This is a genomic window from Streptomyces sp. NPDC029044, from assembly GCF_040637495.1.
Taxonomy (GTDB): Bacteria; Actinomycetota; Actinomycetes; order Streptomycetales; family Streptomycetaceae; genus Streptomyces.
The window spans coordinates 16,092-30,594 of the sequence record NZ_JBEZWN010000080.1; the positions used below are offsets into that span (position 1 = coordinate 16,092).

Sequence of the window (14,503 nt, forward strand, 5' to 3'; positions counted from 1 at the left end):
GCCTTGGGAATCCTCGCCGCCAGGGGAAGAGTCCGGCGTTCCGCCCTGGGTGGAATCACGCGCCCCCACCGACGGAGGGGGACATTCCGCCCGATTTCGCCCATGGAAAAATAGCGGGGCATGGTGCGCGTCGACCCGGGTACCCGCAACTCGGGAGTACCTATGCAGATGTCCGCCGTGACGTTCGTGGGAGAGGTAATGGAGACCGCCGTGATCCGGTCGAAGGCACAGGTCGTCGAAGAGAACACCGAGGCCAGCGCGGGTGACGGAGCACTGCCGGGCGTCGTGGACCCGCGGTCCGTGGCCCCGCGGGACGCCAGGGAGCTGTCCCGCCAGTTCTTCCAGCGCCTGACGGAACTCGAAGAGGGCACGCACGAATACCAGTACGCGCGCAACACCCTCATCGAGATGAACATGTCGCTCGTGCGCTTCGCGGCCGGCCGGTTCCGTGGCCGCGGTGACGACATGGAGGACATCGTCCAGACCGGCATGATCGGCCTGATCAAGGCCATCGACCGGTTCGAGCTCTCGCGCGAGGTCGAGTTCACGTCTTTCGCGCTGCCGTACATCGTCGGCGAGATCAAGCGCTTCTTCCGTGACACGACGTGGGCGGTCCACGTGCCGCGGCGGCTCCAGGAGCTGCGCGTGGAGCTGGCCAAGGCGCGCGAGGAACTCGCCAGCCGGCTGGACCGCGAACCGACGGTCGCCGAACTGGCCACCCTGATGAACATCTCCGAGCGCCAGGTCGTCGAGGGACAGATCGCGGCGAACGGGTACAACTCGTCATCCCTGGACGCCGCCCTCACCGGCGACGGCCCGGAGAGCGGCGAGGCGGTCCTGGCCGACTTCATCGGCGTGGAGGAGGACGGGCTGCGGCTCGTCGAGGACTTCCACTCACTCGCCCCGCTCATGGCGGAGCTGAGCGAGCGCGACCGGCAGATCATCCACATGCGGTTCGTGGAGGAGGCCACCCAGGCGGAGATCGGCGAGCGGCTCGGCTGCTCTCAGATGCACGTCTCCCGCCTGATCAAGCGGATCATCACGCGGCTGCGCGAGGGCATGCTGGGCGAACTGGGCTGCGCCTGACACACCGCCGCACGACCAGCGGGTGCCGTCCCCCATGCGGGAGTGGGGCGGCACCCGTTACTGCGTTCGGACGTTACTGCGTTCGTTACTGTGATCGGGTTCCTTCCGGGTGACGCATCTCACCCGGACGGTTCACCCCTGGGTTGCTTCGGAAAGCGGCAGAACCGCGCGCACCCGCTTGCCCACCGGCACCCGCTCCACGCTGACCTGCTCCGCGAGCGCGTGGACGATCTCCAGGCCGTGCCGGCCGATGCGCTCGGGGTTGCGCGGGAAGATGCGGGGCAGCGCGGAGCTGCTGTCGTACACCGACACCGTCACGGCGCTGTCGGTGCCGACGAGCTCCAGGATGTACGGCCCGTTGCTGTGCCGGTCGGCGTTGGTGACCAGCTCGCTCACCACCAGCAGTACGGCACCGTCGACCCGCTCGTCGATCCGCGCGCACCACTCGGTCCTGAGCTGGTCGAGAAAGAGCGCGGCGAAGGACCGCGCCTCGGCGATGCATCCCTGCTCACCGGTGTAGTGTGCCGCCCGCCTCAGCGGTTCCACGGGCACGTCGAAACCAGTCGGTATCACTGCCCCGTCCAGGTGGTCGATCATTCTTTTCTCTCTGGGAAGCCGGACTGGCCGGACGCTCTGCACCAGTGCTCGTACCCCGAGCCGGCCTTCACAGTCCTGACAGATTCTCCCCCATTCGATGACCCGGGCATTGTCCCCCCTTCGCGGGGCACCCGGAAGGAATCAGGACCGGCCGAGGGCGGCCGGGCCGGATCGCCGGAGGTGCGCGGTGGCCTGGTGGACATGGCTGGTCGTGGTGATCGCGGCGCTCGCCGCCGTCGCGGTGGTGACACTCGCGGTTCAGGCGGGCCGCCGGTCGGGAACCGTCATCGCGGTCCGGCGCCGCCCCGGCGGAAAGAGCCTGCGATGAACGAGCTGCTGGCTGCGCGGAGCCTGACGACCCTGCCGGTGGTCACCCTGGGCGGGGAGGCCGTCGCCCAGGTCAAGGACACCGTCTTCGACGCCGCCGCCGGCCGGATCACCGGTTTCACACTCAGCGGCCGGGGCCTGCTCTCGGGTCCGCTGAAGCAGAGCCTGCCCTGGTCGGCGGTGCATGCGCTGGGTCCGCACGCGGTCATGATCCGCGATGCCCTCGCGCTCCAGGACACGTCCGTCGTGGTGGCCCGCCGCGAGGCACAGCAGGGCCGGGTGCTGCACGCGAAGGTGCTGACCGACGAGGGTGCCGAGGTCGGCACCGTGCTCGACGTGATCGTCGAGGGCGGGGCCAGCGGCCGGGTCGTGGGGTTCCGGATCGCCGCCGGCAAGGCACTGGTGCAGGGTTCCAGGCGCCGTCGGCACCGGGTGTACGTACCGCGCGGCGAGACACTCGCCGTCTCCGGCCGGGCGCTGGTCATCCCGGCGGACGCCACCCGCTATGTCGCCGACGACCTGCCGGCCTTCGTCGCCCGGGTGGGTGCCTTCCGGGCCGGGCGGGAGGGGACGGCGTCATGATGCTGTTCTCCGAGGCGCGGGGCCTGCCGGTGCTGACGCTGGCCGATGCGGAGGAGGTGGGCGCCCTGAGGTCGCTGACGGTCGACGCCGCCTCCGGCGTGGTCACCCACGTCCGGGTGCGGAGCCGGCACTCCCGCAAGGAGACCGTGCTGGGCTGGGGCGCGCTGCATGCCGTCGGCCCGGACGCGGTGCTGGTCCGTACGACCGCCGAACCGGCCGAGGTGCCGCCGCACCACGAGCTGCCGGGTCTGCGGATCCTCACCGAGACGGGCGACACACTCGGCACGGTGCGGGATGTGGCGTTCGAACCGGAGACGGGCCGCATCGAGGCGGTCGTCACCGCCCACGGCGACCTGCCGGCCGACCGGCTGCTCGGGCTCGGGGACTACGCCCTGGTGGTCCGCGCCGCCTGAACCGGCCGGGCCGGGGGGCCGCCCCGGTCAGGAGGCCGGGGCCTGTTCCGTCGTGCCGCCGCCGGTGTCGCTTCCGGTGTCGCTTCCGGTGCCGGTGTCGGGCGGGGGCTGCTCGGTGTCGGACGTCGGCGGCTCGTCCGTCGTCGGCCCGGTCGTGTCGGTGTCCGAGGTCGGCGGTTCACTGGTGGGCGGCTGCGACGACGTCGTGTCGGGCGGTGCCGTGGGTGTGGTGACGCTCGCCGACGGGGAGGGCTTGGCGGGCTTCTTGGTCTTGTGGTCCTTCTTGCCCGTGTCGCCCGGCTGGCGCTCGAACCACTCGCCGTCCGGTTCGCACATCACGAAGGCGTCGACCGGCTCCGGGGCCGGCGTCACCATGACGACGTTCGACGACTTGTAGCCCGGCCACGCCTCGCCGGTCGTCCTGGGCGCGCTCTGCTGGGCCACCGGCGGGGACAGCGGGTTGCCGCACGCGCACCGCACCCGGGGCACGCCGCGGTCGTCGACCAGGACGGCCGTGCGGGCCTGGAGGACGGCCTGGTAACTGGTGGGGGCGCCGTCCTTGTAACCGTGGTTGGTGACGCGGGTGTCCATGCGGAGCTGCACGGGCGTGAGCGAGCGCAGGTAGGAGGGGACCTCGGACGGCTCGATCCGGGCGACCGAGGCGAACGCGCGCTGCTTGTCCGGGGCCTCCCCGAGGTACGTGATCTGCTTCTCCACGTCACAGCTGGCGACGTTGCGGGTGCCGCCGTACAGGCCGGGCGCGTCACCGTTCACGCCCCGGACGGCGTTCTGCGGTGCCGACTCGGTGGCACCCGAGGGCGAGACCGGCGAGGCGGAACTCTTCTCCTCGGCCGTCGACTCGGTGAACGCGTCGGGGCCGGTGTCCGCGGCGGGCTGGAGGAAGACCTCACCGCTGGAGGTGCTGGTACCGCCGTCGGACGCGCCGGTGCCGCCGTTGTCGGGCCGGGAGAGCACCACGGCCAGGATGACGGCGGCCACCACCGCGGTGGCGATGATCGCGACGCGCGGCACGGACCCCCACCACGGCCGGCGGGGCTCCGGCTCCCTGCCGCCTCCGGTGGGCGGCTCCGCGGGCGGGCCGCCGCCCGGCGGTGGTTGGGAGGGGCCCGACAGCGGGCCCGAGGGAGGTCCTGTGGGGCGGCCGGACGACGGCGGATCGACGCTCACGAGTTCTTCTCCCGCGTGGGTTCTCTGCGGCCTCCACCCGGACGGTTGATCCCGGTATATGCCGCTTGTTCCACTACATGTTCATTGTGTGCTCTGGTCCCGTACGCCCCGCAAGCCGACGCGGACGGACCTCTCCGGCGGGCGGCCGGCGCGGCGGCTGCTTAGCGTGACAGCGTGAGTTCGCGCACCCCCTCCGGCCAGGCACGCACCTCCGGCGAGCGGGCCGTCGCCCGCCACGGCTGGGCGCATGCCCTCGTCACGGTGCTCGGCGGGCTGCTCGCCATGGCGGTGGTGGCCGGCCTGGGTCTGTGGGCGGCCGGGGCCGCGGATCTTCCGGACGGTTCCTTCGCCCCCGTCGTCGCGGCCACGATGGTCACCGCGGTGGGCGGCACGGTGAAGCTCACCGGAAGCGCGGGGGATCTCGCCGAGACGCAGGCGGGCCTGACGGTGATTCCGTTGTCCGTCACGCTGACGGGGGCGCTGGTGATCGCCTGGGGGTTCCTGCGGCCGCTGCGGCACCGCGCCGTCGCCGGTGCCAGGGAACTGGCCGGGTGGGCCGGCCGGGTGGCGGCGCTGTGGCTGCTGGCGCTGATCGGCCTGACGCTCGCCGCCCGTCACACCTTCGACATCTCCCTCGGGGACGACACACTGGGTGAACTGGGCGACCTGTTCGGCGCGTCGCCGAAGGTCGGCTTCACCACGGACGTTCCGCTGTCCGTGTTCGTCGGGGTGGTGTGGCTGGCCGGTGTGCTGGTGCTGGCGCTGCTGGTGTCGCGCGGGGCCCCGTTGCCCCCGGGGCTGTTGCGCTTCCAGGCGTCGGTGCGGCCGGCCGCGTACGCGATGGTCGCACTGCTGCTGGCCTGTGTCGCCATCGGCGTGGTCATCGCCCTGATCGTCGCGGCGACCAAGGGGCACGCGCGGGAGACGTTCGCCGTGATCCTGCTCGGCCTCCCCAACCTGGTGTGGCCGGCGCTGACGATCGGACTCGGCGCCACCTGGAACGGCCGGGTGGAAGGCCCGTTCGGGCTGCCCATGCCGCAGGTGCTCGACGAGGTGCTGCGCACCCCGGACATCTCCGAACTCAACCTGCGCACCCTGGCCGAGCACGACGGCCGGGTGTGGTGGCTGCTGGTCGTCGACGTCGTGCTGCTGCTGGGAGCCGCGTTCGTGATGGCGGCCCGGTCGCCGGCCCGGGTGCGCGCCTGGCAGCACGCGGTGCACATGGCGGTCGCCCTGGTGCTGACGGTGTTCATGATCTGCCTCGTGGGACGCATCTCCGCGCACTACGGCCTGTCCGTGCTCGGCATCGGGGATCTGGGCGGCGGACTGGGGGGCGAGCTGTTCCTGAGACCCAAGCTGTGGGGGGCCGTCGGCCTCGCCGTCCCGTGGGGGCTGGTGACCGGCTTCGCCGGGGCGCTGCTGGCCCGGCACGTACGGCGGCGCGGCGAGGTGCGTTCCGACAGCGAGGGCTGACGCCCGTTCTACGTCCGCTCCACGAAGACCGGTTCGGCCCAGCGCGGCGGGGGCTTGGGCCGCTCCTCCCCCACGCCCGGCAGCTGCCGGTCCACTCGCGTGGGCTGTCTCGTGGCGCCGCCCTTCCCGCCGCCGGTCGTCGCGGCGCGCAGTGCGGCGACGAAGGCGAGGCAGGACGGGTACCGGTCGTCGGGGCTCTTGGCGAGGGCCTGCGCGAAGACGGGGTCGACCCGGGCGTCGAGGTCGGGCCGGTCCTCGGTCAGCGGTGGCGGTTCGTCGTACTGGTGGGCCCAGAGCAGGGCCATGTCGTCGTCGCGGAGGAAGGGCGGATGGCCGGCCAGGGTCTCGAAGACGACGCAGGCGAACCCGTACACGTCGCAGCGGGCGTCGACCGGCTTGCCGGAGATCTGCTCGGGAGAGACGTAGTCGAGCGTGCCGACGAACTGGCCGACGGTGGTGAAGCCGGTCAGCGACAGCGACTTCTTCGTCAGGCCGAAGTCGGTGAGGTAGACGTGCTCGGGGTGGTCGCTGTCGGTGCCGCGGGAGACCAGGATGTTGCCGGGCTTGACGTCGCGGTGCACCAGTCCGTGGTCGTGGGCCGCGTCGAGCGCGGAGGCGACCTGGGCGGCGACGCGCACGGCGGTGACGGGCGGCATCGGGCCCTCGCGGTCGAGGACGTGCCGCAGGTCGCTGCCGGCGACGTACCGCATGGCGATGTACAGCACGCCGTCCGTCTCACCGGCCTCGAACACCGGCACGATGTGCGGGTGGTCGATCGCCGCGGCGGCCCGGGACTCGTGGGTGAACCGGCGGCGGAAGGTGTCGTTGCGGGCGAGTTCCGGGGCGAGCAGCTTCAGGGCGACGGTGCGTTCCAGGCGCAGGTCGCGGGCCCGGTAGACGACGGCCATGCCGCCGCGCCCGATCTCCTGCTCGATCCGGTACCCGGCGATCTGCTGCCCGATCAGCTCGGAGGGCCGCCCCGAGAACAGGCTCGTCTCCCGGTTCAACGCCCGTCACCCCCGGGCGGGACGACCCGCGTGGGCGCCGCCCCGGCGGGCCGGTCCGCCTCTCCCTCCCCGTCCCGGTCCTCGCGGGACACGACGCGGGTGGGTTCGGGGGCGTCGGCAGCCACGACCCCGCTGGGCTCAGGGGTGTCGGGGGACACCACGCGGGTGGGCTGAGGCCCCTCGGGACGCGCTCCCCGGGTGGACTCAGGTGCCTCGGAGGACACCACGCCTGTGGACCGAGGCTCCTCGGTAGGCGCTCCCCGGGTGGGCTCAGGTGCCTCGGAGGACACCACGCCTGTGGACCGAGGCTCCTCGGTAGGCGCTCCCCGGGTGGGCTCAGGTGCCTCGGGGGACACCACGCGGGTCGGCTCAGGACCCTCCGCGGGCACCGCCCGGGCGGGCTCGGGATCCTCCGGGGACACCAACCGGGTCGGCTCGACCGCCTCAGCCTCGGCGGACTCCGCAGCCTCCGGCGCCACCACCCGCGTCGGCTCAGGCCCCTCAACAGGCACCACCCGCGTCGGCTCAGGAGCCTCGCCAGGCACCACCCTGGTCGGCTCAGGCCCCTCAACAGGCACCACCCTGGTCGGCTCAGGAGCCCCCGAAGACCCCACCCCGGCGGACTCCGCAACCTCAGGCGCCACCACCCGCGTCGGCTCAGGAGCCTCGCCAGGCACCACCCTGGTCGGCTCAGGCCCCTCAACAGGCACCACCCGGGTCGGATCGGGCGCCTCCGCGGGCACCACCCGCGTCGGCTCAGGGCTCTCCTGAGGAGGAGGCGTGCTCCGTGCGGGCTCCGGGGTCCCCGCTGCAACCACCCGGGTCGGTTCAGGTGCCACGGCGGGCTCAGCTCTCTTCAGCGCAGGCACCCTCGCAGGCTCAGCCCGCATCGGCGCAGGCGCATCCGCAGGCTCAGCCCTCATCGGCGCAGGCGCATCCGCACGGTCAGCCCGCATCGGCGCAGGCGCATCCGCGGGCGGGGCGTTCTCCGGCTCGGGTGTCTCAGGCCGCGCGGCGTTCTCCGGCTCGGGTGCCTCAGGCCGCGCAGCCCCCTGCGGCTCGGGCGGACGCGCGTCCGGTCGGCGCGTGGTCCCCACCGGGCCCTCGGGCGGCACCGCCCGCGTGGGGGGCCGCGCAGGCGCTTGCGCCGGGTGGGACGCCGCTCCGGCCGCGGGCGTCTCGTCCGTCGCGTACGTGCTCATCCTGGCGCCGTCGGCGTACACCCAGTGCCCGTGGGCTGAGTCGTACAGCCACACGGACTCGCCGTCGACGACGACACCGATCCGCATGCCATGGGTGCGGGCGCGGAACGACTCCCGGTCGAGGCCGCCCGCGAGGTCCTCCACCGCGGAGCGGTAGCGCGCCAGGGCTTCCTGTGCCCGGCCCAGCAGCGGCCGCGGGTCGGCGGCGCGGGTGAGCGGCCCGTCCGCCGCGGGCGGATCCTGCGGTACGGCGACCAGGCGGCGTCCGTCCACCCAGGCGGACCAGCCGTTGAAGCACAGCACGTGCCCCCAGTCACCCTGCCGCTCCAGGAGCTGCACCGGCAGCAGGGGGTCCAGGTCCACCGTTGGCCGGGACGGGTCGGGGACCTCCCAGGCGGGCATCCCGTGCTGCGGGACGACGTGCGTGGGCCGGAATCCGGGAGTCGTCACGGGCGCTCCCTACTTCCGCATCACGGCCGGCTCGTGCCGGCGCAGCAGCCGGGAGACGAGGAAACCGAAGAGCACCGACAGCACCACCAGCATCCCGACGTCCAGCAGCCACGTACCCGCGGAGTGCTCGAAGAGAGGGTCCTTCGTCAGATCGTCGGGCACGATCCGGGCCAGTCCGACGGTGCCTGCCATCGCGGCCAGCGCCCAGCGCGCCGGCACCAGCCAGCCCAGCTGCTCCAGCCCGGGTGTGTCGGCCAGTTTCAGCAGGGCCCCGCAGAAGACGACCTGCACGATGGCGATGAGCACCAGCAGCGGCATCGTCACCTCTTCCTTGCGCACCAGCGCGGAGACGAGCAGGCCGAGCATCATCGCGGTGAACGCCAGCAGGGCGACGGCGACCGTGATCTCCACCAGGGGCGGCATCAGCACGCCTTCGCCGCCGGGTGCGTTGAGGTCGACGCCGAGCAGGGCGACCAGCGTCAGCACCACGGCCTGGAGGACGGTGATGACGCCCAGCACGATCACCTTGGACATCAGGTACGCCGATCTGGACAGGCCCACCGCACGTTCCCGCTGGTAGATCACACGTTCCTTGACGAGTTCGCGCACGGCGTTGGCGGCTCCGGTGAGCACCGCGCCCACGCACAGGATGAGCAGCGCGTTCATCGCCGTGTCGAGGGTCAGCTTGCCGCCCGCCAGGGCTCGGGCCATCGCTCCCATGACGAACGGCAGCGCGATCATGATGATCAGGAAGGTGCGGTCGGCGCTCAGCGCGGCCGCGTACCGGCGTACCAGCGTGCCGAGTTGGGCGCCGCGGCTGCGCGGCCGGGGCGGGGCGGTGATGACGACGGGCTCGGACCGGGGCTGCTGAGGCTGCGCGGAGGCGTCGGCCACATAGCGGCCGTGGAAGGGCGAGGCGAGGTACTCCCCCGCCCAGTCCCTGCCGGTGTCCCGGTCGAAGGCTTCGAAGGCCTCCGGCCACTCCGCGAAGCCGAAGAAGGCCAGGGCGTCCTCGGGCGGCCCGTAGTAGGCGATCTTCCCGCCCGGCGCGAGCACGAGGAGCCGGTCGCACACGTCGAGGCTGAGCACGCTGTGGGTGACGACGATGACGGTGCGGCCGTCGTCGGCGAGGCCGCGCAGCATGTGCATCACCGAGCGGTCCATACCGGGGTCGAGACCGGAGGTCGGCTCGTCGAGGAACAGCAGCGACGGCTTCGTCAGCAGCTCCAGGGCCACGCTGACGCGCTTGCGCTGGCCGCCGGACAGGCTGTGCACGGGCTGGTCGGCGCGCTGTTCCAGGCCCAGTTCGCGGATGACCTCGTCGACCCGGGCGCGCCGCTCGGCCTTGGCGGTGTCCTGCGGGAAGCGCAGTTCGGCGGCGTAGGAGAGGGCTTTGCGGACGGTGAGCTGCGCGTGCAGGATGTCGTCCTGCGGGACGAGCCCGATGCGCTGGCGCAGCTCGGCGTAGTCGCGGTAGAGGTCGCGGCCGTCGTAGAGGACGGTGCCGTGGCCGGCGGGCCGCTGACCGGTGAGGGCGTTGAGAAGCGTGGACTTGCCGGCGCCGCTCGGGCCGACGACGGCGAGCAGGCACTTCTCCCCCACCGGGAACGACACGTGGTCGAGGAGCGTCTTGCGCCCGCGGTCGACGGCGACCGCGAGGTCCTGCACGTCGAGGGAGACCTCGCCGGTGTCGACGTACTCCTGGAGCTGGTCGCCGACGAGGCAGAACGCCGAGTGGCCGATGCCGACGATGTCGCCCGGCCCGACCGGGGCGCTCGTGACGGGGCTGCCGTTGAGGTACGTGCCGTTGTGGCTGCCCAGGTCGGTGATCTCGTAGGTGCCGTCGGCCAGCGCGCGCAGTTCGGCGTGCCGGCGGGAGACGATGAGGTCGTCGATGACCAGGTCGTTGTCGGGGGCACGGCCGATGCGGACGGTGCGTGAGGGCAGCGGCCTTACGGTCGTGGGCTGCCGGTAGGTGCCCGTGTGGGAGGGCATGGAGACGGCGGAGGGGCGTTCCGGGGCGTGTCGGGCGGGGGTGGGGCGGCCCGTCAGGGTCACGCGCGGTCCGTCGGCCGGATTGCCGAAGCGGATGACGGTGCCGGGCCCGACGTCCCACTCGTGGATGCGCCGGCCGTCGGCGTAGGTGCCGTTGGTGCTGTCCTCGTCCTCGATGGTCCAGTGACCGTCCTCGGGCTTCAGCACCGCGTGGTGCCAGGAGACCCGGTCGTCGTCGATGACGATGTCGCACATCGGGTCGCGCCCTACGTGGTAGTCACGACCCGGGATCATCACGGTGCTGCCCGTCTCTGTCTCCAGGACGAGTTCTGGTGCTACCGAGGGTTGCGCCATGGTCAAGATTCTACCGATGTGCCCTGTTGTGCGCCTGGGCGAGCGGGGCTGCGGCAGGTCAGCCGACGGAGGTGCCGACGAAGGGTGCCGTGCGCTGCATCCGCAGGGCGTCCACGGACTCGGCGAGCAGTTCGTATTCGGTGGTGTCGTCGCTGGTGGCGATGCGCACCAGCCGTCCGGCCGCCAACTCCTCGGCGACCCGCTCCTGCTGGGCCGGATCGGCGCACCAGGCGCGCAGCAGCCCGGGCACGTCGGGCACGGTGTGGACGACCGGCACGAGCGCGCCCGGCGGTAAGTGCTCGGCGTCGGGCTGGGGGTCGAGGCGCTGGGCGATCCAGGAGGCGCGGTCGCGCAGCCACCACAGGGCGAGAGCGAGGGTGGGTGCACGGTACGTACCGAGGGGCACTCCGATCCGGCGGCCGTCGCAGACCCCGTACGCCGTGACGTGGCACAGAAACTCGTCGTGCACGTGACCCTCCCCCCGTCGCCCCGCCCGTCCGCCTTGCCCGGCCTCACTTCTCCTGTGGCTCGCGTGCTGTGCGTGAGGGCGCCGTCGCTCGATGTGAAAAGCGCTCTCGCAGGTCAGTATGTTCACTACTGAATCACTGTCACCACGACTTTCCGGCCACTCTCCTGGCATATTCACCCATCGCGTTGGCCGAAATCCGGCGAACTGCCGCGCCGGCCCATGACTCCGCAGGTAATCGACGCCCCCGGCGGGCGCGGGCAAGCTGGTCGTACCGGGTTCACCGCGACCGGAATCCGGGCCCTGACCAGCAGGGACGACCTTCAGGAGGCTGACCGCCCATGTCCACGACCGCCCACCGCTACGAGGACGCCGTCACCCGCTACTTCGAGGCCTGGAATGCCGAGGACCCGGCGGCGCGCGCCAAAGCGGTCGCCGCCGCCTGGACCGAGGAGGGCGGTTACACCGACCCCCTGGCCGACGTCAGCGGCCACGAGGAGATCGCCGCGCTGATCGCGGACGCCCGCGAGCAGTTCCCGGGGTTCGCGTTCCGGCTCGCCGGTGGCGTCGACGGGCATCACGACACCGCGCGCTTCTCCTGGGAGCTGGTGAGCGCGGCCGACGGCTCGGCGCCGGTCGCCGGGTCGGATGTGATCACCCTGGACGCGCAGGGCCGGATCGAGGCCGTGCTCGGATTCCTGGACCGGGTGCCCGCCGGGACGTGAAGCGGGCGCTCGCGATGAGTTTCGCGGTGGCCGGCGGTCTGATGTGAGGAAGAGGCCGCCGAGCACCGGAGGATGTCATGGCCACCACGGGAGTCCTGGACGCGGAGTTCACCGCCGTCCTGCGCAAGAGCCCCGCCGAGGGCGGCTGGACCTATCTGATCTGGCCCCGGTCCGTCGAGTTCTTCGGCACCCGCGGCCTGGTCAAGGTCCGCGGGACGATCGACGGGCATCCGTTCCGCAGCTCGTTCATGGCCCTGGGCGACGGCACGCACAAGCTGCCCGTGAAGGCCGACGTCCGCAAGGCCATCGGCAAGGAGGAGGGTGACACGGTGACCGTGCGCCTGAAGGAGCGGCTCGGTTCCTGACCGTGCGTGCCCGGGGGCGTCCGCCCCCGGGCGGGCCGGCCTCGCTACTGCTTGACGATGGCGTCGATCCGGGCCAGTTCGTCCGTGTCGAAGTCCAGGTTGCGGATGGCGCCCACGCTGTCCTCGATCTGCTGCGCGCTGCTCGCGCCGACCAGTGCGGAGGTGACCCGGCCGCCGCGCAGCACCCAGGCCAGTGCCATCTGGGCCAGGGTCTGGCCGCGGCCCTTCGCGATGTCGTTCAGGTCGCGCAGCCGGCCCACCAGGTCCTCGGTGAGCGCGTCGGAGTTCAGGAAGGGGCTGTCGCTCGCGGCCCGGGAGCCCTCGGGGATGCCGTCGAGGTAGCGGGCGGAGAGCACGCCCTGCTCCAGCGGGGAGAAGACGATGGACCCGACCTGGAGCTCGTCGAGGGCGTCCAGCAGCCCTTCGTCCTCGGGGCGGCGGTCCAGCATCGAGTAGCGGGGCTGGTGGATGAGGAGCGGGGTGCCCAGCTCGCCCAGGATGCGGGCGGCGTCGCGCGTCTGCTGCGCGGAGTAGTTGGAGACACCGACGTACAGCGCCTTGCCCTGCTGCACCGCCGAGTGCAGGGCCCCCATCGTCTCCTCCAGCGGGGTGTCCGGGTCGGGGCGGTGCGAGTAGAAGACGTCGACGTAGTCCAGGCCCATCCGCTTCAGGCTCTGGTCCAGCGAGGACAGCACGTACTTGCGCGAGCCCCACTCGCCGTACGGGCCCGGCCACATCAGGTAGCCGGCCTTGGTGGAGATCACCAGCTCGTCGCGGTACGGCGCGAAGTCCGTCTTCAGGAACTCGCCCAGCGCGGACTCGGCGGCGCCGGGCGGCGGGCCGTAGTTGTTGGCGAGGTCGAAGTGGGTGACGCCGAGGTCGAAGGCGCGGCGCAGGATGGCGCGCTGCGTCTCGACGGACCGGTCCGGGCCGAAGTTGTGCCACAGACCGAGCGAGAGCGCGGGGAGCTTCAGGCCGCTGCGTCCGGTGCGCCGGTAGGGCATGTCCGCGTAGCGGTCGGGGTGTGCGGTGTACAACGCGACTCCAGAGGGGTTGGCGCGGTCGGAGGGGAAACCGGTGTCCACTCTGGCGTGACCTGCGCCCATGCGTCCAACAGAAGAATCCGATGGAATTCAGCGGCTACGCTTCTCAGTCATGGAACTGCGCCACTTGCAGCATTTCGTCGCGGTCGCCGAGGACCAGCACTTCACCCGCGCGGCGGAGCGCCTCCTGGTCTCCCAGTCGGGCCTGTCGGCGTCCATCCGCGCGCTGGAGCGGGAGCTCCAGACGCCGCTGTTCGTACGGACCACCCGCCGGGTGACGCTCACCCCGGCCGGGCGGGCGCTGCTGGGTGAGGCGGAACGGATCCTCGCGCAGGTCCGTTCGGCCCACGAGGCGGTGGCCGCGGTGCAGGGCGTGCTGCGCGGGATGCTCGCGCTCGGGTCCGAACAGTGCATCGCCGGAGTGCACGTGGCGGGGCTGCTGGCGGCGTTCCGGCGGAGTCACCCGGACGTGGAGATCTGTCTGCGGCAGGCGGGGGCGGGGGCCCTCGCTGAGGAGGTCGCGGCCGGGCGCCTGGATCTGGCGTTCGCCGTGCGCACCGCGCAGGAGGACACCGACCAGCTGCGGGCGGTGCCGCTGACGAGCGAGCCGATGACGGTGCTGTGCCATCCGAGCCACCGGCTCGCGGCGGCCGGGACCGCGGTGACGCCGGAGGATCTGGGCGGTGAGGTCTTCGTCGACTTCCATCCGGACTGGGGGCCGCGGCGTACCACCGACGCGGCGTTCGCCGCCGCGGGCGTGCGCCGGAGCGTCGCCCTGGAGGTCAACGACGTGCACAGCCTCCTCGACCTCGTGGACGAAAATCTCGGCATCGCCGTCGTGCCGCGCCACTTCCGGCACAAGCGCGCCTCGCTGACCGCCCTGCCGGTGAAGGGCGCCGGAGAGGCCGTGTACGAGACGGTGGCCCTGCTGCCGCCCGAGCAGGCGACCAGTCCGGCGGCCCGGGCCCTGATGGCGCTGCTGGAAACAGGGGGTGTGGCACCACCCCAGGAGGGTGTCCACCCCTCCTGACCCGATCCGTCCCGCGCAGCAGACTCGTGACCGTCCCGGAAGGCAACTGCGGTCAGGAGTGGGCGAGATGACGGATCACACCCGACGGAACGTGCTGCGCGGCGCGGCAACCCCTCGTGCACGCTGAATCTTGCGACCGGGACAGGGACGGGAGGAATGGACGAAACATTCGGCTTGACAGACGAACGTTACGAAGCCGA

The 14,503-nt window shown here is 72.2% G+C and carries 14 protein-coding genes and 1 pseudogene; 8 read left to right on the forward strand and 7 right to left on the reverse strand.

The window, feature by feature from the left end:
* Positions 1-198 precede the first annotated feature (198 nt).
* Positions 199-1,086 carry an RNA polymerase sigma factor SigF gene (locus tag AB0E85_RS35555; RefSeq protein ID WP_062931250.1) on the forward strand — a complete coding sequence of 296 codons (888 nt, stop codon included), beginning with the start codon at positions 199-201 and terminating at the stop codon, positions 1,084-1,086.
* A 132-nt stretch (positions 1,087-1,218) separates the two neighbouring features.
* Here AB0E85_RS35555 and AB0E85_RS35560 read toward each other — a convergent pair whose 3' ends face one another.
* Positions 1,219-1,683, reverse strand: coding sequence for an ATP-binding protein (locus AB0E85_RS35560; protein ID WP_361936338.1), 465 nt, complete (start codon positions 1,681-1,683; stop codon positions 1,219-1,221).
* Between the two features lie 187 nt (positions 1,684-1,870).
* Between AB0E85_RS35560 and AB0E85_RS35565 the strand changes: the two genes are divergently transcribed.
* Genes AB0E85_RS35565 through AB0E85_RS35575 form a run of 3 tightly spaced genes read left to right on the forward strand, consistent with a single transcriptional unit; the run spans position 1,871 to position 3,005 of the window.
* On the forward strand, positions 1,871-2,011 hold the full coding sequence (locus AB0E85_RS35565) for a hypothetical protein (protein WP_184854332.1): 141 nt from the start codon (positions 1,871-1,873) through the stop codon (positions 2,009-2,011).
* Positions 2,008-2,592, forward strand: a complete 585-nt coding sequence (locus AB0E85_RS35570; protein WP_361936341.1) for a PRC-barrel domain-containing protein — start codon at positions 2,008-2,010, stop codon at positions 2,590-2,592. The genes AB0E85_RS35565 and AB0E85_RS35570 overlap by 4 nt, the downstream gene beginning before the upstream one ends.
* Positions 2,589-3,005, forward strand: coding sequence for a PRC-barrel domain-containing protein (locus tag AB0E85_RS35575; protein WP_361936344.1), 417 nt, complete (start codon positions 2,589-2,591; stop codon positions 3,003-3,005). Before AB0E85_RS35570 ends, AB0E85_RS35575 begins: the two co-directional genes overlap by 4 nt.
* 27 nt (positions 3,006-3,032) lie before the next feature.
* On the opposite strand, the gene AB0E85_RS35580 is transcribed toward AB0E85_RS35575, so the two are convergent.
* Positions 3,033-4,193 carry a DUF6777 domain-containing protein gene (locus AB0E85_RS35580; protein WP_361936346.1) on the reverse strand — a complete coding sequence of 387 codons (1,161 nt, stop codon included), beginning with the start codon at positions 4,191-4,193 and terminating at the stop codon, positions 3,033-3,035.
* A 174-nt stretch (positions 4,194-4,367) separates the two neighbouring features.
* On the opposite strand from AB0E85_RS35580, the gene AB0E85_RS35585 reads away from it, so the two are divergent.
* Positions 4,368-5,666 (forward strand): streptophobe family protein, encoded by a 1,299-nt coding sequence (locus AB0E85_RS35585; RefSeq protein WP_361936349.1) that lies wholly within the window; start codon positions 4,368-4,370, stop codon positions 5,664-5,666.
* Between the two features lie 8 nt (positions 5,667-5,674).
* Here AB0E85_RS35585 and AB0E85_RS35590 read toward each other — a convergent pair whose 3' ends face one another.
* The 4 genes and pseudogenes from AB0E85_RS35590 to AB0E85_RS35605 all read right to left on the reverse strand — a co-directional run bounded on the left by AB0E85_RS35590 (position 5,675) and on the right by AB0E85_RS35605 (position 11,143).
* Positions 5,675-6,673: a serine/threonine-protein kinase gene (locus tag AB0E85_RS35590; RefSeq protein WP_361936351.1), complete on the reverse strand. Its 999-nt coding sequence runs from the start codon at positions 6,671-6,673 to the stop codon at positions 5,675-5,677.
* Positions 6,674-7,839: 1,166 nt separating this feature from the next.
* Positions 7,840-8,325: pseudogene (locus AB0E85_RS35595) on the reverse strand (hypothetical protein); the annotation flags it as partial.
* A 9-nt stretch (positions 8,326-8,334) separates the two neighbouring features.
* Entirely contained in the window at positions 8,335-10,674 is a 2,340-nt protein-coding gene (locus AB0E85_RS35600) for an FHA domain-containing protein (RefSeq protein WP_361936353.1), read from the reverse strand.
* 58 nt (positions 10,675-10,732) lie between these two features.
* Complete coding sequence (locus tag AB0E85_RS35605; RefSeq protein WP_361936355.1) at positions 10,733-11,143, reverse strand: hypothetical protein; 411 nt, start codon at positions 11,141-11,143, stop codon at positions 10,733-10,735.
* Positions 11,144-11,481: 338 nt separating this feature from the next.
* On the opposite strand from AB0E85_RS35605, the gene AB0E85_RS35610 reads away from it, so the two are divergent.
* Both AB0E85_RS35610 and AB0E85_RS35615 read left to right on the forward strand, forming a co-directional pair.
* Positions 11,482-11,865, forward strand: a complete 384-nt coding sequence (locus AB0E85_RS35610; RefSeq protein WP_361936358.1) for a nuclear transport factor 2 family protein — start codon at positions 11,482-11,484, stop codon at positions 11,863-11,865.
* Between the two features lie 77 nt (positions 11,866-11,942).
* A complete protein-coding gene (locus tag AB0E85_RS35615) occupies positions 11,943-12,230 on the forward strand; it encodes a DUF1905 domain-containing protein (protein WP_361936361.1) in 288 nt (95 codons plus the stop codon).
* Positions 12,231-12,274: 44 nt separating this feature from the next.
* Here the strand turns inward: AB0E85_RS35615 and mgrA are convergent, their stop codons facing one another.
* A complete protein-coding gene (gene mgrA / locus AB0E85_RS35620; RefSeq protein WP_361936367.1) occupies positions 12,275-13,267 on the reverse strand; it encodes an L-glyceraldehyde 3-phosphate reductase in 993 nt (330 codons plus the stop codon).
* Positions 13,268-13,385: 118 nt separating this feature from the next.
* Here mgrA and AB0E85_RS35625 point away from each other — a divergent pair, with 118 nt between their 5' ends.
* A complete protein-coding gene (locus tag AB0E85_RS35625) occupies positions 13,386-14,303 on the forward strand; it encodes a LysR family transcriptional regulator (RefSeq protein WP_361936364.1) in 918 nt (305 codons plus the stop codon).
* The last annotated feature ends 200 nt before the right edge of the window (positions 14,304-14,503 follow it).

Excerpts from the sequence above, each read along its gene's own strand:
- AB0E85_RS35555 (WP_062931250.1), top strand. The coding sequence starts at position 199 with ATGGAGACCGCCGTGATCCGGTCGAAGGCACAGGTCGTCGAAGAGAAC.
- AB0E85_RS35560 (WP_361936338.1), bottom strand. The coding sequence starts at position 1,683 with ATGATCGACCACCTGGACGGGGCAGTGATACCGACTGGTTTCGACGTG.
- AB0E85_RS35570 (WP_361936341.1), top strand. The coding sequence starts at position 2,008 with ATGAACGAGCTGCTGGCTGCGCGGAGCCTGACGACCCTGCCGGTGGTC.
- AB0E85_RS35575 (WP_361936344.1), top strand. The coding sequence starts at position 2,589 with ATGATGCTGTTCTCCGAGGCGCGGGGCCTGCCGGTGCTGACGCTGGCC.
- AB0E85_RS35600 (WP_361936353.1), bottom strand. The coding sequence starts at position 10,674 with ATGGCGCAACCCTCGGTAGCACCAGAACTCGTCCTGGAGACAGAGACG.
- AB0E85_RS35610 (WP_361936358.1), top strand. The coding sequence starts at position 11,482 with ATGTCCACGACCGCCCACCGCTACGAGGACGCCGTCACCCGCTACTTC.
- AB0E85_RS35615 (WP_361936361.1), top strand. The coding sequence starts at position 11,943 with ATGGCCACCACGGGAGTCCTGGACGCGGAGTTCACCGCCGTCCTGCGC.
- AB0E85_RS35625 (WP_361936364.1), top strand. The coding sequence starts at position 13,386 with ATGGAACTGCGCCACTTGCAGCATTTCGTCGCGGTCGCCGAGGACCAG.